Consider the following 22,462-nt stretch of genomic DNA (forward strand, 5'->3'; position numbering starts at 1 on the left):
ACCCGAACTATTAGGTTCAACCCTATGATCAGCCTAGAACTAGCGATAGTTCTGTTCTAATTACGGTAGAAACAATTGCTATGACAACATCTCTTGAAGTGAAGTCTCCACTCAGCGAGGCAGTATCTTTAAGTACGAGTCAATACGGATGTGGGCACAGTGCACCTGATTTTGAAGATCCAGTTGCATCAGGTTCTAAATCTTCATTACTTCAAAGTCGAGCTACCGCTTTCATCTGGCGGAATGATGCACTTGATGAGACTGGGGCGTGGGGCATTCAAGGCACAACCTTTCAAATTGGTGCAGCATTTAGAAACATGCCACCGCTCGGCAGTAACTCTGACTGGAAACTGGTTGATGCAGGTGGGTTTACAGGCGGTGAGAACACGTTACTGTGGCGCAATGCTGTTACCGATCAAACCGCCATCTGGACGGTAGATGGAATAGACTTTGAAGACGGATTTTTGCTCACAGGTGCCCCATCTTTGGGCAGCAATTCTCCTTGGAGACTCGTAGGCGGCGTAACGATCTCCGATAGCCCAACTCTCGTTTGGCGTAACCAGGTTACGGATCAAACGGCTATCTGGAAGTTCAATGAAACAGGCGTATTTCAGTCTGGAGCTTTCTTGGAAAATGCTCCTGGACTTGGCGCAAATTCTGCTTGGCAGCTCATTGATGCACTCGGGAATGGCAATCAATTAGAATTGCTCTGGCGCAACCAGACGACCGATGAAACTGCGATTTGGAAGTTTGATGGCTCAAACTTTAGTAGTAGCGCTTTTGTGGCAAATCTTCCCCAATTGGGCAGTAATTCGCCCTGGGAACTCGCAAAATTTGTCGATGTAGATGGCAACAAGAGCGCGGACTTGATCTGGCAAAATCGCACGAGCGGCGAGCAAGCTGTTTGGTTTTTGAATGGGTCAGACTTCACGTCGAGTGAATTCATCAAAAATGCACCTCGTCCAGATGCAAATTGGCAAATTGTAGGGGTTGTTTCGATCGATTTAGAAGAACTTCCAACGGTCATCCCGCAGTCTGCTGCAAGCACTCAAGCGCCCTCGACCAATACTCTAGTTTGGGCAAATGACAGTGATGATACTAGTGGCACTTGGGACATTGAGAGCAATCCGCTCGGTGCAACCTTTATTAATGGTCGTGGCATCGAGGGCGCACCCGCAATTCCGCCGAATTCTCCTTGGACGCTGATTGATGCGATCGCCAAACCGGGTGGTGGTATTCAATATCTCTGGCGCAATCAAGTGACTGACGAAACTGGAGTCTGGACGATACAAAACAATCAGTTTGTGTCCAGTGCGTTCTTAGGAGGCGCACCGAAACTGGGCAGTAATTCTAGCTGGGAGCTAATCTCGCACGTTTTCTTAGGGGATTGTGATCAAACAACTTTAGTTTGGCGAAATCAAGCAACGGATGAAACTGCTCTTTGGACATTCGACGCGAACTATCAGTTTGTTGGGAGTGAATTTGTGTCAGGTGCACCTGTGTTAGGCAGCAATTCACAATGGAAGCTGATTGATGCGGTGGATAGCTATGGCTATTTGGATTTGCTATGGCGGAACGAGGTGATAGATGAAACCGGATTCTGGATTCTAGATGGCAAGGATTTTAGCTATAGTGGCATGGTTGAGAATGCGCCAAAGCTCGGCAGTAATTCACCTTGGAAGCTCGTCAAGACTGAGAATCTCAATGATGATGGTCATGCTGATTTGATTTGGCAAAACTTTGAGACGGGTGAGCAAGGAATTTGGTATCTCGATGATCTAGATTTTGCATCGGGAGTCGTCGTGAACAATGCTCCTCGCCCCGCTCAAAATTGGCGAGTAGTCGGGGCAGTGTAAGCACGATCGTTTCAGGGTGCTTGTGTGCAGAAGATCTGATTTCTATCAATTGTGAATTCATAAAGAGTGCCTGCAAAGGGTCTAGGTCGATCGCAGTCACTCTTTTTACAACCAAGCGATTGTTTGCATTAAAACTATTCCTATGTTATCTTGGACTAACAAAGTACGAATTCAAACAGTTCTGACTTAGACATTAGGAGGGTTTATGCTGACACTTCGTAAAGCCAACGATCGCGGACATGCAAATCACGGTTGGTTAGATTCGTATCACACCTTTTCGTTTGCGAGCTATTACGATCCGGCTCATATGGGGTTTCGGAATCTGCGCGTCATTAATGAAGATCGAGTCGCGGGTGGGGGTGGATTTGCGCCGCATTCGCACCGGGATATGGAGATCATTACTTATGTGTTGGAGGGCGCATTAGAGCACAAAGACAGCATGGGGAATCAGTCTGTGATTCGTCCCGGCGAAGTGCAGCGGATGAGCGCTGGAACAGGTGTGACGCATAGTGAGTACAACGCCTCGAAGACTGAGACGGTTCATCTTTTGCAAATTTGGGTACTGCCAGAGCGAGCAGGTTTAGAGCCGGGATACGAGCAAAAGTTTTTCCCGTTGGAAGAGAGACGAGGACAATTGCGGTTAATTGCGTCTCAAGATGGGCGAGATGGTTCTGTGACCGCTCATCAAGATCTCAATCTCTATGCCACGATTTTAGGTGCAGGTGAAGCGGTGAAGCATGAGGTCGATCGCGATCGTCATCTGTGGGTACAAGTCGCACGGGGTTCTGCGATCGTCAATGGTGTTTCTCTAACAGCGGGGGATGCGGTTGCGATCGAGGACGTATCGCACGTGGAATTTGTTGGGCAAGATCTCGCTGAAATTTTAGTGTTTGATTTGGCTTAATCGCTTGGAGAGTAAAGATCTTGTGCGCTCTCCCAAAGATCTAAATCTGAGCATCAAGACGGTGCGTTTATTGATCCCATCCTGGGGTTCAATAAAGCGCACCGTTTTGAATTCATATTGGCAGAACTGTGATCGCGCATCAATCCATGTTGTTTTCGATAATCCATCGCGACAGTTCTGTGCGATTGCTCAAGAGCGTCTTCTTCAACATATGGCTAATATGACTCTCGATCGTCCGCTTACTTGCACTCAATCGCTGAGCAATCTCTAGATTCGACATGCCTTGCGCTACCAATCGCGCCACCGTTAACTCTGTATTCGTCAACTTCACTCCAGGCGGGACAGAAATTTTCGCTTCTGTCCGCTTCGCGCGATTTTCCCGCATCAACTGCGACGATCGTAAAGCCGACTCAATCTGAGCAATCAACTCCTCCAACTCAAACGGCTTCACCATATAAACCGTCGCTCCTGCACTCAATCCTCGTACCCGATCCTGGCTCTGATCACGTGCCGACAAAAAAATAATCGGAATCCAATTGATCTCCGGCGACTGCCGCACCGCCTCTGCAAAGACATAGCCATTCATTTCAGGCATCACAATATCCGAGATAATCAAATCCGGTTTGACATCGCCCAAAAGCGCGATCGCTTCTGTTCCTGTCTCGGCAGTGGTTACCTGATATCCCTGGAACGCCAGATATCCAGTCATCAGCGTTACAAAATTTACATCATCATCAACGAGCAGGATCGAACCTTTTGTCTCTATCTCCAAAGCCATATTCGCCGGTTCTTCTTAGAAGTGAATCAGATTTCAAGCCAGTATTTCTACTTAAATTTATAGTCAGAGAAATGCGCTGTGTTGTCATCAGCACAAACGTCTTTCCTCGCTTTCTCCGTATTCCACAATTGTACGGAGGCTCTCTTGCGAGAGTTGCGTAATTTTGCTGAAACAAATCAATCTTCGGTTCCTGATTGATCTGCCTGAATTGCTGTCGCTTTTCGGCTAAATTTGCCTTTATCAAGTTTTTACGATCGCAATTTCTCTCCTGATAAATACGGAGACAACGGATTAGCCGATTCTCTAAAGCTCCGTGAAGACCGAAGCAGCACTATCTCCGTGCAGATGAGGGTTACGGCGATCAGTATTTTCTCTCACCAGCATACTTAGGCACGTAGAGGCTGGAATAGCAGTAATTCGATGTTTGTAGCTATCAATGGCAGTATTTTTACATAAAAAAATCAAAGATTAAGTTTATACTCTCTGTTCTAGATTCTTCCTGATTTCCGCATTTTCTCGCGAAATGCTATCTAGCTTGGATAAAAAACTTAACTATTGCTTCATGGAGTGGGCTTCGATGGTCAGTTGATCTCAGTCTCTCCAACCGTAACCTTCACCAGTCTTGTCTATGACAGAGGAGGTCGAATTGCAGAGAAGGTGTGCTCGAAATCGGAAACGTTCTAAACGGCGAAGTATCTATTGCCCTAAACACGACTGCTATTTGCACAGTGTTAGTCAAAAGCACCCAATTTACGCCGATCGAGCAGAACAATTACAAGAGCGGGGGCTATCTCGTCGATATGCACTACTTGCCGTTTCCACCCGAACGACGGTAATGCTCAGTGGTGAATGGTTAGAAGCCTTTTGGTGCGATGAATGTCAAAGTCGCGAGTGGTATCATGTCCGCCGATTCGAGAACAATCAGTATGAAGTCTCGATCGCGCCGACTGAACTCTGGCAGCAAGCAACGGGTGTGATTCATCCTCATGGCAATCCTTCCGTTGGGGAATTCACGCGGAAGTTTGCTCAGAAAACCACCTATCCTGCTATTCGAGAGTTTCACTTTATGAGGTAGTCATGGGAATCGATATCAATACTGCCAAGTTTCTGATTTCAGCGTATGAAGATGGAGTGCGGTTCGATCGCACGATTACGCTAGGTCGGCTCACGTTGTTTGTTGATGAGCAAAACTGTGAAGTGTTGCAAAAGCAACTTGATCGTACTGTTGCTCAATCGAAAAAACTCACAGCGAAAGGACTTGCAGAGCCATTATTTGAAGCATTAGGCGCGACTCAGTTAGACTCGATGGATCGGTCTGACTTTGAAGGCGCAACCGTCTTACATGACTTGAATTTTCCGATCAACGCCCAGCAGCATCAGCAATTCGATGTTGTCTGTGATGGTGGTACGTTAGAGCATATTTTTAACTTTCCAACCGCGATTCAAAATGCGATGGAAATGGTCAAGGTTGGTGGACATCTTTTAATTCACACTCCCACAAATAACTGGTCTGGGCATGGCTTTTACCAATTCAGTCCAGAGCTTTACTACCGAGTGCTCTCTGAAGAGAATGGATTTCGGGTCAAGCGGATGGTGGTGTACGAGGTGGGAACGAATCAATGGTACGAAGTTGCTGATCCAGCTAATGTGCGATCGCGGGTTTATGTTGTAAATGGTTGCCGTACCTCTTTGTTAATCTTGGCAGAGCGCATCAAAGCGGTTCCGATTAATCAAACTCCACCCCAGCAAAGCGACTATGCTTTGATCAAGTGGAACTATGCGAACACAGAAGCTGCAAAACCTTCAGCAGCGATCAGCCTGAAACAGCGCATCAAAGCGATTGTTCTCCCGATCCTTCAGCAAGTCAAGGCGATTCGGCAGTCGCTATCGGGTCGAAAGCCGAGCTATTTCAGTCAGAATCAGCAATTTTTTACCCCAGTCGATCGCTAAAGCTACATGAGAAAAATTCCTCGTTCTTCGCGGATTGTTGTGCATCGCCCAGAGAGCCAGATGCGCCGACCGCTTCAACTGTTGCGTGAAATGTGGCACGATTTGCTAGCATCGCGTGAACTCGCTCGACAGCTTATGGTGCGCGATATTCGTGCAAAATATCGTCAGTCTATTTTAGGATTAGGATGGGCAGTGATTCCACCAGTCATTACCGCGATCGGGTTTTCGTTTGCTAAAAGTGGTGGGGTGATTAACATAGGCGAGACTCCGTTGCCTTATCCCGCCTATGTCATGTTTAGTATGACGCTTTGGCAAACCTTTATCGAAGCATTAACGGGACCTGTTCAAGCTGTCTCAACTGCTTCTACAATGATGTCGCGAGTGAACTTTCCAAGAGAAGCTCTAATTCTGGCAAAGCTGGGAGAAGTTACTTTTAACTTTGGAATTAAACTGGTGTTGATTATCGGATTGTTTCTTTGGTTTCAAATTCCGGTAGGGTTAAGCGTGCTGATTGCACCCGTCGCCCTGATTCATCTCGTCGTACTAGGAACTTTTCTGGGATTGTTGCTGGCTCCAATGAGTGTCCTGTATCGCGATATCACAATGGCACTGACATTAGTCACGGGATTGTGGTTGTTTATCACGCCTGTGGTGTATCCGGTTCCGACAGGCGGCATCTTCGGGCTGATTGTCAAGCTCAATCCCGTGACCCCTCTCTTGGTCACGACTAGAGAATTAGCCACGACGGGAATCATTTCTGATCCACAAGGGTTTTGGATTGCGAGTGTGATTGGGTTTGTGGGTTTATTCATTGCTTGGATTGTGTATCGCCTAGGAATGCCTTTTGTAGTTGAGCGGATTAGTTCGTAATGGTTAATGTTGTCAGTCCAGAAACGCCGATAGAACCAGCTTTAGATAAAGATGAAGTGGTGCTATCGGTGAATGGAGTTTCTAAACGATTCTGTCGGGACTTGAAGCGATCGCTGCTCTATGGTGTCCAAGACATCGCATTAGAACTCAGCGGATTACGTCAGCAAGCGAGTACACTCCGTCCTAGAGAATTCTGGGCGCTTGATCGCGTGAGCTTTCAAGTTCGACGCGGCGAATCGATTGGACTCATCGGTAAGAATGGGAGCGGCAAATCGACCTTGCTGCGCATCATTGCCGGGTTGATTAAACCGGATATGGGCGAAGTTGAGGTGCGCGGGCGGGTTGCGCCGCTGATTGCATTAGGAGCAGGCTTTAATCCAGTGCTCACTGGGCGTGAGAATATCTTTGCGAACATGTCGATTTTAGGTCTGACGCGGCGGGAAATTCTCGATCGCTTAGATGAAGTTATCGATTTCGCGGAGATTGGGGATGCGCTCGATTCTCCGGTTCAGACTTATAGTTCTGGGATGGCGGCTCGTTTGGGGTTTGCTTGTGCCATTTATACAAAACCCGACATTTTGCTCATTGATGAAGTATTAGCAGTTGGAGATGTTCGATTTCGCTGTAAGTGCTATCGAATGTTGAATGAACTTCAGCGCCAGGGTACTTCTTTTGTCTTAGTGTCTCACAATGCCAATTCGATTTTGGGCGTTTGTGAGTCTGGTGTGTATATCAATCAAGGCAAGTTAATTGCAACGGGTGCAGTCGAGAGAGTGATCACTCAGTATGAGTCGGATTTGTTTCTGGGTGAAGTTGAGAAAACAGTTGGCGCGATCGCGCTTCCTAAACGGTCTCCGGACGAAAGTTTAGGACTGGATATCACGGCACTCTCGTTTCAAGATGCTGAAGGTCATCCGCTTACCGTGGTGCGAACCGGGGAGCTTACACGTTTTTGTATTGACTGTGTAGCGCATGATGCGATCAACGATCTCACAATTGATGTGTTGCTGAAAGAGCAATTCGGTGAGGGGGAATGGGTACAACTCCTGAGTAACTTAAAGACCCAACAAACGATTAATGTTTTGCCAGGTCACAATCAAATTCAGATGGTGCTTCCTTACTGCGGCTTAAAGCCCGGGGTATACATCATGAAGCTGAGTATTCGACGCGATCGGCTATATATGTTGGATGCGGTGGAGTCATTCCGATTCATGGTTGAAACCGAGCAAAACATGAGCAATTGTGCGTTTTATCAGCCTGTGGAATGGAAAGTCAGCCAAGAGGGATAAAAGAGTGATTACTTTCTTAACGTTTCATCTTGATCCCACGAAAGAAGCTTCTGAGCTGATTGCGAATCAGAACATTCTTTTAGATCGCAAGCGCGATTATATGCGAATGATTGAACTGCTTGCACGATCGGCAAAAATCTTTCATCCAAGCTGTGAATTTGTCTTGCTGACCGATCAAAAAACGAACTTACTGGATCTCGATCCGAATATTCGAGTTTGTCGATATGAGCTTGAATCGGATAAGGTCACCCTGAGTAAAGTTCGAGCTTTACGCGAATTTATTGCTCAAGAGAGTGAGCCAAATTCTCATTGTGTTTTGGCAGATTCAGATGTGCTCATTAATGCAAATCTTGATCCGTTATTCGAGCAAGCCTTTGATGTTGGCTTGACCTATCGCGACAATTTAGAGATGCCGTTTAACTCTGGATTGATTTATGTGAAAAATAACGGCGATCGACAAAAGCTAGTTCAATTCTTTGACCAACTGATCGATCTCTATTGCCGCGAGTATCTAAGCGAATTGTGGTACGGGGATCAATATATTCTGATCGATACGGTTGGGCGAGATCGGTTTTGGCAGAGAGCTTCAGATCTGATTTCAGTTGGAGAATATGATTTTTTGATGCTGCCTTGCGAGCGATATAACTTCTCGCCAGAAAACATGTTTAAGTCAATTTTATTGCCGCTTTCACATGTGAAAGCTCTCCACTTTAAAGGCGCGCGCAAACGCTTGATCCTACCGTTCTGGACAGCGCATTTAGCATATCGTGAGCAATCAGGATTAACCGCATTTCTCCTCTTGATTCAAGGCAAATTAAAAATTCTGCTGCAATCGCTGAAAGAATTCGTACAAGAGCAACCTGCCTTAAGACAACGATTCAAGCAGAAGTTATTTTCGCAACCTGAGTAATACCGATGAAGACATTATCTCAAACATTCATTGACCGAGCACGACTGGAATCGTTTGATCGACAAGCGTTTCTCGATCGCAAACCTTATCCATGGCAAAATGTTGAGGACTTTCTCACACCCGAAGGATTTGCAGCCCTTGATCGAGATTTTCCGTCGCTTGAACTCTTCGAGAAACATTCGGATATCGAACGAGCGTATGGGCAACGTCCCCACAATCGCTACTATCTGGCGTATGAAAGCTCAATCTATCACGGCAAATACATTGAAAAGAGTGATAAGGGAATTGTTAGACACAACGAGCTTCCGCTAGTGTGGCAGCAGTTCATTACCGACTTAGAGACGAACGAAGACTATCATACTTTGATCAAATCTTTGTTCGGAGTGTCTCAATACACTGTTCGATATGCGTGGCACGTCGGCTTTAATGGCTGTGAAGTGTCACCTCATATGGACTCTCCCGATAAAATCGGGACACACATTCTCTACTTCAATACGAGCGAAACCTGGAAGCCTGAATGGGGTGGAGCAACGTTAGTGCTCAGCGATAAACGGACAGAGAGCTTGAATCCAGATGTGTCTGATTTTGGCAAGGTAGAAGCATCGAGCATCCTGGATAATCGCAGTTTCTTATTTAAGAATGATCCGAATGGCTGGCATGGAGTTGAGCCTCTGAACTGTCCTGAAGGAGTCTACCGACGATTGTTCAACATTATTTTCGAATTTCCCGAAGTCAAACCCTCCCCGAGTGCAAAACTGCGATCGCTGGTGAAAAAAATTGTTCATCGATAACTAAAGCTATGCAAACGAATTCTGTCGAACCTATTCGGATTTTCATCGGATCTAGCCTGAAAAATTCGGTTGAAGAAGCGGTCATGCGTTACACACTGCAAAAGTACACGCGTGCTCCACTTGATATTCATGTGATCAATGGCATCACAGGCAGCGTGAAGAATCTGAAAACGGGTGAAGTTAGAGCACTTCCTGATGGTCTTGCCGATCGCATTCCAGAAGCGACCGCATTTTCGTATGCCCGCTGGGCGATTCCAGAGTGGTGTGATCACAAAGGGCGTGCTTTGTACTTTGATTCGGATCAGCTTGCTATCTCTGATGTTTCTGAACTATGGAACTATGATTTAGCAGGTAAAGCACTTGCAGCGGTTAAGATTAAAGACGTCAAATGTCATCAGTACTATATTGACTATTTCTTGAAGCCGTTGATCGAGACTCCTGAGATTCTCTATCTATCAAGCGTAATGGTCATCGATTGTGAAAAGACCCCTTGGAAGCTCCATCAACTTGTCGATCTGATGGATCAAAATGCGTTCTCATCCGTCAGCTTAATGAACTTAGGTGAGGATTTTCGACGCTACTTTAACTGTGAAGTTGTTGCTCTTCCCTGCGAATGGAATCATCTCAATCGTATTGATCGAGATTCTAAGCTGGTGCATTTCACTGATTTGACCGACCAGCCTTGGCGCTTTGATCACAATGATATTAGCGATTTGTGGGAGCGATTTTACTTAGAAGCGTTGGATGCGGGATTTGTGCCGAAAGAAACGCTTGAAATTGCCTTGGAGCGCAAAGGAATTTTACCCAGAATCAAAGCGTTAGGAGAAATGCCAAAACTGATTCGCCGTCCGGTTAACTGGGTTTGGCGAACTTGGGATGGCACAAAATTCGATTTCCTGCGGTGGTTAACTCATCAGATCGATCGCGTGAAATTCTATCGTTCTCGGCTTGTTCAGAAAACCAGCATTCATACCTGATGAACTTCTCTTTACTCGATTCAACCGTTGCAGATCGCGATCGCTTTTTCTGGGAGGCAGTCTGCAACTGGTCGAACGATACTTCGGTCAATCCAGTGATCGCTGGCATCGATTATAGTGAATTAACGCGCTGTTTTCTATGGGATAAAGTAGCTCGATCGATTCGCGCTCAGCATCCCGAACGGTTCGCATTCGAGCAAGTCCGATTAAAACCCGTTGCTGATCTAATTCAGCCCCATCCGAATCGACTCAAATTTGGTTGCAAACAAGCGCTGAGTCGATTTGCAGCGTGGCAAGATATTCGATCGCTGCCGACAAAAAACAGTCTGTATGTACCTTGTTGGCATCCGACCTTACACACAGTTGTCCAATCGCTGGCTGAGTCTTTTACAGTCGTTACGCCTCAAGGGAGTCACTTTAGCCAGCTTCCAACCATTCATCCTATTCGGTTGCCACTCAGTGCAGACTCACCGAATCCGTCGCAGGTGGAATCGCTGCATCACGGCATCATCACCGGATTAAAACAACAAGGCATCGAATTGATCCAGCATGATGTGATCGAACTGCGATCGCAAATTGCTCAACTCTTGCTCCGAACCGAGCAGATTGAAGCTGAACTCTCACTGCTTCGCCCCAAAGCGATTCTCCTGTTTGCCGACAATCATTTTCCAGTCCAGAGCTATGTTCTGGTTGGGCGCAAACTCGGTATTCCCACAATCATGACGCAGCATGGATTGGACTGTGAGCAGTACTGTTTGGAAGAGGCTTACGCGGACTATATCAGCGTTTGGGGAGTATCCCGATTACACCGTTATCAAACGAGATCGTCAGGGCAACCAATTCAACTTCAGGTGAATGGCAATCCAGACTATGATGGGCTGACACCACCCACTCAGATGGATCGCTCTGGCTCCTATTGGCTTTGGGCAACTCGTCCCCATGCGCCCGAAAAATGCTATCTTCCTTCACGCCATCCTCAAGAAGGCATTGAGATTCTCAATGCTTTACTGATGGCGCTCTCACGATTGCCGAATGCACGCTTAGTAATTAAGCCGCATCCCTTGGATGATGTGACACTCTATCAATCTACAATCGACCAACATTCCGCTCGTCATCGAGTTTTGATGTCCAGTGATAGTGTGCGCTCGCTGCTTCCTGAGGCAAGTGTTGTGATTTCAGAAGATTCAACTGTGGGACTAGAAGCAATGTTCTTTGGCAAGATTGTGGTTCACGCCCATTTTGCAGCTTCAGAACCTGTGATGCCCTTTGTGAAATATCAGGCTGCACTACCCGGTTATACCGCTGAAATGCTGCGCACGACTTTGGAAAACCTGGAGCAAGTGACGGAGGCACAAGCAAAACAGCTGTTTGCAGGACAATGCCGATTGATTCAAGATTTTGCGGGTGATTGTGACGGGCAAGCACTGAAACGAGTTACTGCAATGATCCAGAGAATTTTGGAGCAATGACATGGTTCCAAAATATTGTTCAAAATCAGGAACTTATTCAACGGACTTTCTTCAGAGCGAAAAACAGTAGCACACATTAGACGATGAGCCTTCAAGCTGGCTGGGTGCATACAGGCATTGCACAATTCACTGAAGGACAATCATCACATGAAAGGAAATCGTTCAGCCGTTCTAAGCTACATGCCCCAACTCGACAGCTTACGATCGTTTGCAATGTTTGGGGTGATGATCACGCACTTTTTAAGCCCTGAAGATCCGATTCGGTTGCAAATTCCTTGGGGATGGTTAGGCGTTCGACTGTTCTTTGTTCTGAGTGGATTCCTAGTAACAGGTGTCCTGATCGCCTCTCGACAGAAAATCGAACAACAACAGGCTTCTCCCTGGAAGATTCTACAAAACTTCTTTATCCGGCGATGCTTCCGATTGTTCCCGCTCTACTATTTATATCTTGCATTTGCCTTTATCATTCACCCTGACATTCGGGGCAATATTCTCGCTTTTATCCTGTACGCCCAAAACATTCTATTTGCCTTTCAGCCTGAGACGTTTGGGCTACTTTCACATCTTTGGACTTTAGCGATCGAAGCTCAGTTTTATTTGATTTTGCCGTGGCTGGTCATCTGTCTGCCCAAAAAGATGCTCATTCCTCTGTTAGTGGCAATGACTCTGTTTTCTCCGATGTTGCGATTGGTATTACATGTCTACGGTTTGACTCCGCATCAAGCCAATATGATGGTTCCAACGCACTTTGATACGCTCTGCTTAGGGGGCTTGCTCAGTGCGTTGATGGCAGCGGGACAGTCTGGACAAGTGCTAGCAAGAAAGCTCTGTTCGATCGGGCTGTGGCTGGGTGCGCCGATGCTCATGGCATTTATGTTTGGAAGACTGGTTTGGGGAGATGCTGCAATTTTCGTCACCCTCGATGAAACTGGAGCAGGATTGTTTTTTACCTGGCTCATTGGGCGAGCTTCTGTTGGGTTTAACGGATTGGCTGGAGCCATCTTGAACCAAAACTGGCTTGTGTATGGCGGCAAAATTAGCTATGCCGTATATCTATTTCACTTTGAGATTCCGCCGTTCTTTCAAAACCAACTCTTAGGGGGGTTAAATGTGAGGGCGATCGACAATACGCGCATTCTTTTCCCGGTCTATGTTGCAGTCTCGATCGTCATTGCAATCCTGGCTTGGAAATGGATCGAAGAACCGATGAATCAGCAGAAAAAGTACTTTGTCTTAAAATGAGCCTGACCCATGAAGAAAATTGCATTTATTGGCATCAACGATACTGCACCTTGGGGAGGCAGCGAAGCACTTTGGACACAGACAGCGATGCGGCTGGCTCAGTCTGGTTATCAAGTCGGAGTGAATGTGAAAGGATGGGCAACCAAACCCAAGCAGATTCAGGCACTTGAGTCGATGTGTTCGGTTACGTATCGCTATTACGATCGCAATTTGCTCGAAAAGTTGACCTTCATTGCTCAGCGCGGCAAGCAGTTTTATCGCTGGCTCGAGCGCTTTCAGCCCGATTTAGCAGTCATCAGTCAAGCCTGTAACAATGATGGACTGTACTGGATGGAAGCTTGTGCTGCTCGAAACATTCCCTATGTCACGATCGCACAATCGGGTTCTGAGCAGTATTGGTATCCCGATGCGCTAAATCAACGACTCGCGATCGCGTATCGCCAAACTCAGCGCTGTTATTTCGTCTCGCAACGGACACTCGATCTCACGATCAAACAGATTGCGATTGAATTACCGCAAGCGGAAGTGGTGCGAAACCCATTTAATGTAGCATACGATGCGGCTCCACCTTGGACTTCGACCGATGCGGGCTTTAAGCTCGCCTGTGTGGGACGAATTAATCCTGTGAGCAAAGGACAAGATGTACTATTTGAAGTGCTGCGATTGCCAAAATGGAAAAATCGTCCACTCACAGTTACGTTGATCGGAGCTGGCGATCATGTCGAAACGCTGAAGCGCCTGAAAACTCTCTGGGATCTGCCCAATATCGAATTTGGTTCATTCACTCCGAATATCGAAGAGGTCTGGGCAACGCATCATGGCTTGATTTTGCCATCTAGGTACGAAGGATTACCGCTGGTCATTGTTGAAGCGATGTTGTGTGGGCGAACTTGTATCGTGACAGATGTTGCCGGAAATACAGAGTTAGTCGAAGACGAGGTGAATGGATTTGTTGCAAAAGCGCCTACACCTGAACTATTGGATGAGGCGCTCGAAAGAGCCTGGGACGCGCGTGAATCTTGGTATGAACTGGGCAAAGCCGCCTCTGAAAAGGTGCGTCGCGTCATTCCTCCAGACCCGATCGAAGTATTTGCTCGAACGCTTGAGCAAGTGCTGGCATCGATCTAATCAAATCGCCCTTTTACATCAATTGTGCTCTCTTTTCCGGAAAAGCCTGCGCATAGTCACGGAGTCTTGACGCAGGTAAACAATTGTTAAACCTCTATCATTTCTCCCTGACTGCATGATTGATACCAGAATACGAGGGTAATTACAGATCGTAGAATTGCTGAGAGTTGAGCTTTGAGGGTCGCCTTTGATCTCAGTTCCTCTCCTTCTTCGCCTGCTGCTCATTGTGGCAGAAAAGAAGATTTGATACGAAACTTGTGTCTATTTTCTCCCTGTTGTTTGGAGGCTTTTATTTAATGCCATTGACTCAACCAGAGCTTCACGGGTCACTTTACGGATCGCAAGTCCGATCACTGCTCCAGCTCGAAGCCGACGCGATCGCGAGAACTGCTCAACAGATCGATCCGCATGCGATCGAACAAGCCGTTACACTCTTGCTCAACTGTCGCGGCAAAGTGGTGCTGTCTGGAGTCGGTAAGTCTGGCATTGTTGCTCAGAAAATCGCTGCCACGCTCAACAGTATCGGCGCAATGGCGGTCTATCTCCATCCTTGCGATGCCCTACATGGTGATTTAGGAATTGTCCATGCTGCTGATGTCGGCGTGATTCTCAGCAATAGTGGCGAAACGGATGAACTCTTACAGATGATGCCGCACCTCAAACATCGTCATGTGCCGACAATCGCGATCCTAGGGAATCTCAACTCGTCGCTGGCACAACAAGCGACCGTCACACTCGATGCGTCTGTCGATCGAGAAGCCTGTCCGTTGAATCTCGCACCGACAACTAGCACGACCGTGGCATTAGCAATCGGAGATGCGTTAGCAATGAGCTTGATGCAGATTAAGCAAATTACACCAGAAGAATTTGCCTTCAATCATCCAGCAGGTCGGCTCGGTAAGCGTCTGACTCTGACAGTAAAAGATCTCCTGCATCCAGATAGTCCCAAACTGGCTCCCGATGCCTCTTGGTTAGAAGTGCTGGCTGCCATCACGCAGGGAGGCTTAGGAGCCGTCAGCATTATCAACGATCAAGGACAGTTGCTGGGATTGATTACTGATGGGGACTTGCGGCGCTGGATACAGAAACTAGAGTTTACAGAATTAGCACATACGATCGCTGTACGATTAATGACTCCGAAGCCGATCGTCGTCACTCCAGAAACGCTCGCTTACGATGCCCTGCAATTAATGGAAAATCGCACGTCTCAGATTGCAGTCTTGCCTGTGGTTGATGATGAGCAACGCTGTTTAGGACTGATTCGACTACATGACATTGTACGGAGTGGCTTGTAATGGTAAGGATTTTGGCAGTTATTCCAGCGCGGTATGCGTCAGTGCGATTTCCTGGTAAGCCGTTGGTGCAAATCGACGATCGACCAATGGTGCAATGGGTATATGAAGCTGCAAAACAGTGTTCTGCATTCTCGCACGTGGTCGTCGCGACGGATAGTGCTGAGATCGCGGATTGTGTTCAAAGCTTTGGGGGAGCAGTGGAGATCACTTCGAGCGATCATGCGACTGGAACGGATCGAGTCGCAGAAGTAGCAGAACGCTATCCAGACATTGAGGTTGTGGTGAACGTTCAAGGAGATCAGCCGTTTGTCACGGCAGCAATGCTGCTGCAACTCATTCAGCCTTATCTGGATGGAGAAAGACCAGAAATGACGACGCTGGCTTGTCCTTTAGATCAAGAGACCGGATATCGCGATCCGAATGTGGTGAAAGTGATCTGCGATCAATATCAAAACGCGCTGTATTTCTCGCGAGCGTCGATTCCGTACTATCGCAATACGACTTCTGCTCCAGTGTTTCATCATTTAGGACTGTATGCGTTTCGACGAGACTTCCTCGCCCAATATGCGACACTCACTCCAACACCGCTCGAATACTGTGAAGCATTAGAGCAACTGCGGGTATTAGAGCATGGATATCGCATTCGGGTCTGTCGCACCGAAGCTGCGGTTCCAGAAATCAATACTCCTGAAGATTTGATCGCAGCACAACACTGGATCGCCTCGTCAGTTGCTTTATAAGTTAGTTTTGCGATCGTCTTGCAAAGTTGTTCCACTCAGATTGTCGTTGTCCTTGATTTCGGTTGCGATCGCGTCTGATTCGCACCGCAAACCTTCTGGTGCATCCCAGTATTTCTATTCACCTGCACCTTTTAAACCGAAATGTACAACGCTTTCTCTGGCGAGAGTAGTACGCGCAACGCTGTCTCTACAGTCGAGTTATCGATCGTCATGCCTTGTTTGAACGAAGCAGAAACCCTTGAAACCTGTATTAAAAAAGCACAATGGTATTTAGAACAGCATCAAGTCTCGGGCGAAGTTATTATTGCGGATAATGGCAGTACTGATGGATCTCAAGAAATAGCTCGTAGTTTGGGTGCGCGAGTGATTGATATTCCACAGCGAGGATATGGAAGTGCACTTCGAGGCGGTATTGAAGCAGCACGTGGCGAATATGTGATTATGGGTGATGCGGATGATAGCTATGATTTCACGCGGCTGACACCGTTTCTCGCAAAGTTGCGAGAAGGGTACGACTTGGTGATGGGAAATCGGTTTCGCGGCGGGATCAAACCGGGCGCGATGCCGCGACTGCATCGATTTCTGGGCAATCCAGTTTTAACTTGGGTCGGACGAGTGTTGTTTGCGAGTCCTTGTGGAGATTTTCACTGTGGATTGCGCGGATTCAGAACTCGGAGCATTCAAGAACTGGCGCTTCAGACCACGGGGATGGAGTTTGCCAGCGAAATGGTGGTGAAAGCGACATTGTATCGGCTCCGCATGACTGAAGTGCCTACAACTTTATCGCCTGATGGTCGAAGTCGTCCCCCGCATCTTAGAAGTTGGCGCGATGGTTGGAGGCATCTCCGATTTCTGTTGCTTTACAGTCCTCGTTGGCTCTTTCTGTATCCTGGAATTTTGCTGATGCTGATGGGTGTGTTGCTGTCTGCATGGCTACTGCCTGAAACGCGCGGCATTTTTGATGTTCATACGCTCTTGTACGCGGCGACTGCTGTGATTGTTGGATTTCAAGTCACTGCCTTCGCGGTCTTTTCCAAGCTGTTTGCAATTCGAGAAGGATTGTTGCCGCCCGATCAACGATTGCTGCGCGTGCTGCGTCACATCTCACTAGAGTCTGGGCTGATGCTAGGTAGTGTGCTTTTGACAGTAGGCGTTGGGGGCACGATTTATGCCTTGAATGTCTGGAGCGGAACTTCTTTCGGTGAGCTGAATCCTTCGATCGTGATGCGATTAGTCATTCCATCTGTGACAGCGCTGGCGTTAGGTGTGCAAGTAATTTTTTCTAGCTTCTTTCTGAGCATTCTAGAACTCTAGTGAGATTGAGACTTATGATTTCGACACAGCATGATAGCCCTTATATCGGTCCAAAGCTGGGCGGATTTGCAACTCAGCTTTCCTGGTATGCTCGGCAGCAAATGTTTAAGACGCTGATGCAAGTTGCTCCAATTTCTAGTAAGACGCGGGTGCTTGATGTAGGGGTGACTTCGGATCAGCGGCTTGACTGTAACTTTTTTGAGAAGCTTTATCCCTATCCAGAAAACATCACAGCTGTGGGAACTGAGGATGCGTCTTTTTTAGAGCAAGAACATCCTGGACTAACGTTTGTGCGAACGGATGGATCAGGGTTGCCGTTTCCCGATCGCAGTTTTGATGTGGTCGTCACGTTCGCAGTGGTAGAGCATGTCGGCAACGCTCAACAGCAAAAAGCCTTCATTCGGGAACTCTGCCGCGTTGGGAAGACTTGTTTTATTACGACTCCGAATCGCTGGTTTCCGATCGAGTTTCACACGAGCTTACCGCTGCTTCACTGGTTGCCTCCGAGTTGGTTTCGAGCGATTCTCAAACTGATGGGTAAGTCTTTTTGGGCATCAGAAGCCAATCTAAATCTATTAACCGAGCGAGACGTGCTCAAACTATTTCCAGCCGATTCTAAAGTACAGACGAAGCACTTTAAGCTGTGGGGAATGCGATCGAACTTAGTGTTCTATTCAGAGAATTAGCACACCATGAAATCAATTCGAGTGGACAATTGGATCGCGGTTCTATTTGTCGGAGTAGCTTGTGCGATCGTAGGACTACGCTCTCTGAGTCCATTAGTGCTCAACAGTGATGCTTCAGTTCAGATTGGAGCGGCACTTTCACTGTTAGATGGAGATGGATTTGGGACTTACATTCTCAATTCAGATGTGACACAACCGCCGAAGGTTAATCCACTCACTTGGTATGCACCTGGCTTTTCGCTAGTTTTGTTTGGATTGTTAAAGCTCGGATTACCGATGCCGACCGCATTGAAAGCGATGTACGCGATCGCGTCAATTGTAGGCTGGTTAGGATGGGGATTGATCTTCCGCGATGTGATGAGATCGCAGCAAAAGGGGGCGCTTTCTCAATGCGTTGCAGGTTTGCTTGCAGTCTTGCTGCCCTTTTATTTCACTTACGATTGGATTGGAACTGATTTATTTTTGTGGGCGGGTATTCCGTTGATCATTCGCTTATTCTATTCGAGCAATGAGCGAAATGATGCATCATTCTGGATTGGTTGCTTAGTCGGCTTGATGTATGCGTTTCGATATGCCGCAATTTTCATCATTGTTGGCTTCTGTTTGTTCTTTTTGATAAAGCGACGAAACTTTCTCAAATTAGGAAAGATTCTTCTAGGATTTGGGCTGTTTTATGGCGCAATCTCAATCTATCGATCGCTGGTCAGTACCCGCGTTCCAAGCCAGCTTACGGTATCTGGGTTATTACAACCCGATGCTTTGTTGAGAAAACTCATACAGATTGCAGACGGGTTGAGACAAGTTCGGTATCTGCTCTTTAGCCATTTGAGCGGAGTGATTCCGAGTGGTCGAATTATCATTGTTCTCGTGTTTGCGTTATTGCTGATTTATGCTTCGATTTTGGTTTGGGGCTACCCTAGCGGTTCAGAGAAAAGAAGCAGCAATTCTCGATTAGAGATCATTCTATGTCTAAACTTTGGACTGATTTCAATGCTCGCAGTGATCAGCTTTTTTTCGTCGATCGATTTCATTTATCTAGCTGACCAACGATACTACTACCCGCTTTTTCCATCGCTGGTTCTGGTTGCGTATGAAGTTGGATTTGGGCAAGCTCAGACCGGATTTGACTGGAATCGGTTGCTGAAGATCGTTTCGCTCGTTTTTTTAGGAAGCTTGATATTTTTCTCAACGACTGTCTTTTTACGTGCTCCTGATCGAGTATTTGGCTTTGATCGATTTGATGCTAAAACCTATCTGACAGAGTATCCTAGCAACAAGATTTTGAATCGGCATCCAAACAGTTATGAAGCCGCGATCGAGTCACTCAAAAAGAATCCGCAGGCGAAGATTATCTCCTTTGCTGAAAACTTCGATTTTTATCACACATTAGATCCTGAAATTCGCAGACGGTTTTTACCTTCTTCCTATCTGAAACAAAAGATTTTTTCAACGCATACTTCAAGCCGCGATTTACCCGTTTACTTAATCTTCGGAATGGAAGAAAATTGTAAATCTTACTGCTTTTATGACTCTGGAAAAGAAGTTGAACTTATCGAGCAAATTGCTCCACCAAAAGTGGTTTATGAGAACAATCAGGAAAAGGTCAGAATTCTATCGACTAAGCTACCAAAAGGACTCAAATTCAAGTTTTCTCTATGAAACCAATTCAGACAGAACATTGGATCGTAATTTTGTTTGTTGGAATGGCTTGTGCGATCGTGCTTTTACGATCGCTAGCTCCGCTTTTGATAAATAGTGATGCTTCAGTTCAGATTGGTGCGGCACTTTCGCTGCTTAATGGAGAAGGATTAGGAACATACATTCTGAACGATGATCTTTCGCAGCTTCCGAAAGTGAATCCGCTCACTTGGTTTGCTCCAGGGTTTTCGCTTACTTTGTTTTTATTACTCAAAGTTGGATTTTCGGTTGCGATCGCACTCAAGTTTATGTATGGGATCGCAACGATTCTCGGCTGGTTCGGATGGGCACTCATTTTTCGTGATGTCATTCAATCCCAACAACAAACATTCGTCTCAAACAGCGCTGCCGTTCTGCTAGCGCTCGGACTTCCGTTTTATTTCACTTATGATTGGGTTGGAACTGATTTATTTTTATGGGCGGGCATCCCGTTTATCATCCGCTTATTTTATTTGAGTGAATTGTCCCAAGATGACAAACTCGATCGATATTTCTGGCTCGGATGCTTAGTTGGCTTAATGTATGTCTTTCGATATGCTTCAGCTTTTATTTTTATTGGTTTTCTTCTACTGTTTCTAATCAGAAGAAAAGGATTAATTAAGCTTAGAAAAATTACTCTAGGGTTTGGAATCTTTTTGTGCGCGGTTTCACTGTATCGCATATTTGTTAAGACAACTGTTCCCACTCAGCTTACTTCAGAGAGATTTCTTCAAATCGATATATTACGCAGCAAGCTTTCTGAAATTATTAATAGCATCACGCAATTTAAGTTTCTTTTATTTAGCCATCTTAATCATTACTATATTCCTGGCAGTCGATCTCTAGTGATAGTTATATTGCTAGTTTTATTATTTGTTTTAATCTGGGGCTATCCAAGTTTTAAAGCAAGAAACTTAAGAAATCCTCGAATTGAATTCATTCTCTGTCTTAATTTTGCACTTATTATTTTCCTCGCTTTGATTAGCTTCTTTTCTTCTGTTAACTTTCTATATCTCGGAGATCAACGTTACTATTATCCGCTTTTTCCTTCACTCACATTGCTGATTTATGAAGTTGGGTTTTGCACAATAGAAAATAAGCTCAATCAAGACCAAATTATCAAGACAATCGCTCTACTTTATTTGGGAGTTCTAGCGTTTTCTACAACGACTGTATTTTTACGTGCACCTCATCGAGTCTTTGGCTTTTGGGAGATTAACCCTCCGGTTGATATTGCAGCATACCCAAGTAACGAAATTCGGAGTCGATTTCCTGAAAGCGATCGCAAAGTGATTGAACTATTACATCAAAATCCGAAAATGCTCGCGATTTCTTTTGCTCAAAGCTTCATTTTTTCTCACCTTGTAGAAACAGATATACGTAAGCGGATGTTGCCTGTTGCAGCGGTCGCAAATGTGAATTCAAATTTTTTATCTCAACATACTCTTAGCCAGGAGATTGATGCATTTCTCATTTTCGGCATTGATGACAGTTGTAAAACTTACTGCTATCACACAACGAGTAGAGAAGTCGAATTAATGAAACAAATTCCCCCTCCCCAGCTTGTGTACAAAAACGAAATCGAGAAAATTAGAGTCTTCTCGACTAAGCTACCAAAAGGATTAAAGGTTGTGTTTTCTTCGCAAGCGTCTCCGATATGACTCAGCTAACTCCCAGAGCAATTCCGGTTGTGATGATTCATACCGGGTATTCACCTTATTTGCCATACACACTTGCTCAAGCCAAAGCAACGAATCCTCGATCGCAAATTGTTCTATTAGGTGATCGACGAAATGCTTTTCTCAACTTTGTACATCACAATGACATCTCGAACTATTTTGCGGCAGCAAAAGCGTTTGATCAGGTGTATCGCAATCAGCACCGAAGTCCCAATAGCTATCAGTATGAGTTGCTGTGTTTTCAGCGCTGGTTCATTTTGAAAGAATTTATGGAGGTCAATCATATTCCCGTCTGCCTGCACATTGATTCCGATCTAATGCTTTATGGCAATGCAACTGAAGAGTTCGATCGGATTCAAGTGAAGCATCCGAAGGTTGAATTTACTGTACACAATCGAGGCTGTGGACATAACTCGTTTATTACGCTGAGCGGCATTCGTAAGTTCTGTAACCTGATTATGGAGACTTACACCAATCCAGACTTGTTTGAGATCATCGAACAACAACAAGCCAAGCGACGTGCAGATCGTCCGCACTTGCCGATTGAGGTTTTAGGCGGAATTTCAGATATGAGCTTGCTGCGGCGATTTTGCGAATTGTATCCCGATAAAATTGCTTCAACAGGGGAGATCATCGAATCTGCCACATTCGACTTCAAAATCGACTCAGACAGCGGCGGATACGAGATGGAAAACGGTTTGAAAAAGATTCAATGGAGAAATCGACAGCCGTTTTGCAAACAATTGAACTCGGATCAGTGGGTGCGGTTTAATTCGCTTCACTTTCAAGGCGGAACGAAGAAACATATTGACCAATACTTCAAAGGCAATGTTCTGACGGTGTTCTATTACAAGCTGACTGGTCGCGTACTCTGGAAGCTCCAGCACTCGTAGACTACAAATCTCGC

At 46.1% G+C, this 22,462-nt stretch carries 20 protein-coding genes; 19 read left to right on the plus strand and 1 reads right to left on the minus strand.

Going from position 1 to position 22,462, the window contains the following annotated elements; genetic code table 11:
• Nucleotides 1–80 precede the first annotated feature (80 nt).
• Nucleotides 81–1,856, plus strand: coding sequence for a hypothetical protein (locus tag J0L70_RS22920; RefSeq protein ID WP_287455968.1), 1,776 nt, complete (start codon nucleotides 81–83; stop codon nucleotides 1,854–1,856).
• Between the two features lie 205 nt (nucleotides 1,857–2,061).
• Nucleotides 2,062–2,760, plus strand: coding sequence for a pirin family protein (locus J0L70_RS22925; RefSeq protein WP_190650203.1), 699 nt, complete (start codon nucleotides 2,062–2,064; stop codon nucleotides 2,758–2,760).
• A 139-nt stretch (nucleotides 2,761–2,899) separates the two neighbouring features.
• Here J0L70_RS22925 and J0L70_RS22930 read toward each other — a convergent pair whose 3' ends face one another.
• Nucleotides 2,900–3,538, minus strand: coding sequence for a response regulator transcription factor (locus tag J0L70_RS22930; RefSeq protein ID WP_017285645.1), 639 nt, complete (start codon nucleotides 3,536–3,538; stop codon nucleotides 2,900–2,902).
• 721 nt (nucleotides 3,539–4,259) lie between these two features.
• Between J0L70_RS22930 and J0L70_RS22935 the strand changes: the two genes are divergently transcribed.
• From J0L70_RS22935 to J0L70_RS23015, 17 genes are all read left to right on the plus strand, one after another.
• Nucleotides 4,260–4,613 (plus strand): hypothetical protein, encoded by a 354-nt coding sequence (locus J0L70_RS22935; protein ID WP_242044331.1) that lies wholly within the window; start codon nucleotides 4,260–4,262, stop codon nucleotides 4,611–4,613.
• A 2-nt stretch (nucleotides 4,614–4,615) separates the two neighbouring features.
• Nucleotides 4,616–5,488: a class I SAM-dependent methyltransferase gene (locus J0L70_RS22940; RefSeq protein WP_190650199.1), complete on the plus strand. Its 873-nt coding sequence runs from the start codon at nucleotides 4,616–4,618 to the stop codon at nucleotides 5,486–5,488.
• A gap of 6 nt (nucleotides 5,489–5,494) precedes the next feature.
• Complete coding sequence (locus tag J0L70_RS22945) at nucleotides 5,495–6,358, plus strand: ABC transporter permease (protein WP_199329417.1); 864 nt, start codon at nucleotides 5,495–5,497, stop codon at nucleotides 6,356–6,358.
• Nucleotides 6,358–7,647: an ABC transporter ATP-binding protein gene (locus J0L70_RS22950; RefSeq protein WP_190650197.1), complete on the plus strand. Its 1,290-nt coding sequence runs from the start codon at nucleotides 6,358–6,360 to the stop codon at nucleotides 7,645–7,647. Before J0L70_RS22945 ends, J0L70_RS22950 begins: the two co-directional genes overlap by 1 nt.
• Before the next feature lie 4 nt (nucleotides 7,648–7,651).
• Nucleotides 7,652–8,557: a glycosyltransferase family protein gene (locus J0L70_RS22955; protein ID WP_190650194.1), complete on the plus strand. Its 906-nt coding sequence runs from the start codon at nucleotides 7,652–7,654 to the stop codon at nucleotides 8,555–8,557.
• 5 nt (nucleotides 8,558–8,562) lie between these two features.
• Nucleotides 8,563–9,348, plus strand: coding sequence for a 2OG-Fe(II) oxygenase family protein (locus tag J0L70_RS22960; protein ID WP_287455969.1), 786 nt, complete (start codon nucleotides 8,563–8,565; stop codon nucleotides 9,346–9,348).
• Between the two features lie 8 nt (nucleotides 9,349–9,356).
• Nucleotides 9,357–10,325: a glycosyltransferase gene (locus J0L70_RS22965; protein ID WP_287455970.1), complete on the plus strand. Its 969-nt coding sequence runs from the start codon at nucleotides 9,357–9,359 to the stop codon at nucleotides 10,323–10,325.
• Complete coding sequence (locus J0L70_RS22970; RefSeq protein ID WP_287455972.1) at nucleotides 10,325–11,794, plus strand: capsular polysaccharide export protein, LipB/KpsS family; 1,470 nt, start codon at nucleotides 10,325–10,327, stop codon at nucleotides 11,792–11,794. Before J0L70_RS22965 ends, J0L70_RS22970 begins: the two co-directional genes overlap by 1 nt.
• A gap of 147 nt (nucleotides 11,795–11,941) precedes the next feature.
• Nucleotides 11,942–13,036: an acyltransferase family protein gene (locus J0L70_RS22975; protein WP_190650187.1), complete on the plus strand. Its 1,095-nt coding sequence runs from the start codon at nucleotides 11,942–11,944 to the stop codon at nucleotides 13,034–13,036.
• Nucleotides 13,037–13,045: 9 nt separating this feature from the next.
• On the plus strand, nucleotides 13,046–14,164 hold the full coding sequence (locus J0L70_RS22980) for a glycosyltransferase family 4 protein (protein ID WP_287455974.1): 1,119 nt from the start codon (nucleotides 13,046–13,048) through the stop codon (nucleotides 14,162–14,164).
• Nucleotides 14,165–14,421: 257 nt separating this feature from the next.
• Nucleotides 14,422–15,459, plus strand: coding sequence for a KpsF/GutQ family sugar-phosphate isomerase (locus tag J0L70_RS22985; protein WP_287455975.1), 1,038 nt, complete (start codon nucleotides 14,422–14,424; stop codon nucleotides 15,457–15,459).
• Nucleotides 15,459–16,199 carry a 3-deoxy-manno-octulosonate cytidylyltransferase gene (kdsB, locus tag J0L70_RS22990; RefSeq protein WP_268242545.1) on the plus strand — a complete coding sequence of 247 codons (741 nt, stop codon included), beginning with the start codon at nucleotides 15,459–15,461 and terminating at the stop codon, nucleotides 16,197–16,199. Before J0L70_RS22985 ends, kdsB begins: the two co-directional genes overlap by 1 nt.
• Nucleotides 16,200–16,340: 141 nt before the next feature.
• Nucleotides 16,341–17,513: a glycosyltransferase family 2 protein gene (locus J0L70_RS22995; RefSeq protein ID WP_199329415.1), complete on the plus strand. Its 1,173-nt coding sequence runs from the start codon at nucleotides 16,341–16,343 to the stop codon at nucleotides 17,511–17,513.
• A gap of 14 nt (nucleotides 17,514–17,527) precedes the next feature.
• Nucleotides 17,528–18,199, plus strand: a complete 672-nt coding sequence (locus tag J0L70_RS23000) for a class I SAM-dependent methyltransferase (RefSeq protein ID WP_268242544.1) — start codon at nucleotides 17,528–17,530, stop codon at nucleotides 18,197–18,199.
• Nucleotides 18,200–18,205: 6 nt separating this feature from the next.
• On the plus strand, nucleotides 18,206–19,858 hold the full coding sequence (locus tag J0L70_RS23005; RefSeq protein WP_287455976.1) for a hypothetical protein: 1,653 nt from the start codon (nucleotides 18,206–18,208) through the stop codon (nucleotides 19,856–19,858).
• The gene (locus J0L70_RS23010) at nucleotides 19,855–21,537 is read left to right on the plus strand and encodes a hypothetical protein (protein WP_287455977.1); all 1,683 of its coding nucleotides are present in this window, start codon (nucleotides 19,855–19,857) and stop codon (nucleotides 21,535–21,537) included. The genes J0L70_RS23005 and J0L70_RS23010 overlap by 4 nt, the downstream gene beginning before the upstream one ends.
• Complete coding sequence (locus J0L70_RS23015; RefSeq protein WP_287455978.1) at nucleotides 21,534–22,448, plus strand: hypothetical protein; 915 nt, start codon at nucleotides 21,534–21,536, stop codon at nucleotides 22,446–22,448. Before J0L70_RS23010 ends, J0L70_RS23015 begins: the two co-directional genes overlap by 4 nt.
• Nucleotides 22,449–22,462: the final 14 nt, after the last annotated feature.

The sequence above is a fragment of the Leptolyngbya sp. UWPOB_LEPTO1 genome, from assembly GCF_017302695.1.
Classification (GTDB): domain Bacteria; phylum Cyanobacteriota; class Cyanobacteriia; order Leptolyngbyales; family Leptolyngbyaceae; genus Leptolyngbya; species Leptolyngbya boryana.

Excerpts from the sequence above, each read along its gene's own strand:
- J0L70_RS22920 (WP_287455968.1), top strand. The coding sequence starts at position 81 with ATGACAACATCTCTTGAAGTGAAGTCTCCACTCAGCGAGGCAGTATCT.
- J0L70_RS22925 (WP_190650203.1), top strand. The coding sequence starts at position 2,062 with ATGCTGACACTTCGTAAAGCCAACGATCGCGGACATGCAAATCACGGT.
- J0L70_RS22930 (WP_017285645.1), bottom strand. The coding sequence starts at position 3,538 with ATGGCTTTGGAGATAGAGACAAAAGGTTCGATCCTGCTCGTTGATGAT.
- J0L70_RS22940 (WP_190650199.1), top strand. The coding sequence starts at position 4,616 with ATGGGAATCGATATCAATACTGCCAAGTTTCTGATTTCAGCGTATGAA.
- J0L70_RS22945 (WP_199329417.1), top strand. The coding sequence starts at position 5,495 with ATGAGAAAAATTCCTCGTTCTTCGCGGATTGTTGTGCATCGCCCAGAG.
- J0L70_RS22950 (WP_190650197.1), top strand. The coding sequence starts at position 6,358 with ATGGTTAATGTTGTCAGTCCAGAAACGCCGATAGAACCAGCTTTAGAT.
- J0L70_RS22960 (WP_287455969.1), top strand. The coding sequence starts at position 8,563 with ATGAAGACATTATCTCAAACATTCATTGACCGAGCACGACTGGAATCG.
- J0L70_RS22965 (WP_287455970.1), top strand. The coding sequence starts at position 9,357 with ATGCAAACGAATTCTGTCGAACCTATTCGGATTTTCATCGGATCTAGC.
- J0L70_RS22970 (WP_287455972.1), top strand. The coding sequence starts at position 10,325 with ATGAACTTCTCTTTACTCGATTCAACCGTTGCAGATCGCGATCGCTTT.
- J0L70_RS22975 (WP_190650187.1), top strand. The coding sequence starts at position 11,942 with ATGAAAGGAAATCGTTCAGCCGTTCTAAGCTACATGCCCCAACTCGAC.
- J0L70_RS22980 (WP_287455974.1), top strand. The coding sequence starts at position 13,046 with ATGAAGAAAATTGCATTTATTGGCATCAACGATACTGCACCTTGGGGA.
- kdsB (WP_268242545.1), top strand. The coding sequence starts at position 15,459 with ATGGTAAGGATTTTGGCAGTTATTCCAGCGCGGTATGCGTCAGTGCGA.
- J0L70_RS22995 (WP_199329415.1), top strand. The coding sequence starts at position 16,341 with ATGTACAACGCTTTCTCTGGCGAGAGTAGTACGCGCAACGCTGTCTCT.
- J0L70_RS23000 (WP_268242544.1), top strand. The coding sequence starts at position 17,528 with ATGATTTCGACACAGCATGATAGCCCTTATATCGGTCCAAAGCTGGGC.
- J0L70_RS23005 (WP_287455976.1), top strand. The coding sequence starts at position 18,206 with ATGAAATCAATTCGAGTGGACAATTGGATCGCGGTTCTATTTGTCGGA.
- J0L70_RS23010 (WP_287455977.1), top strand. The coding sequence starts at position 19,855 with ATGAAACCAATTCAGACAGAACATTGGATCGTAATTTTGTTTGTTGGA.
- J0L70_RS23015 (WP_287455978.1), top strand. The coding sequence starts at position 21,534 with ATGACTCAGCTAACTCCCAGAGCAATTCCGGTTGTGATGATTCATACC.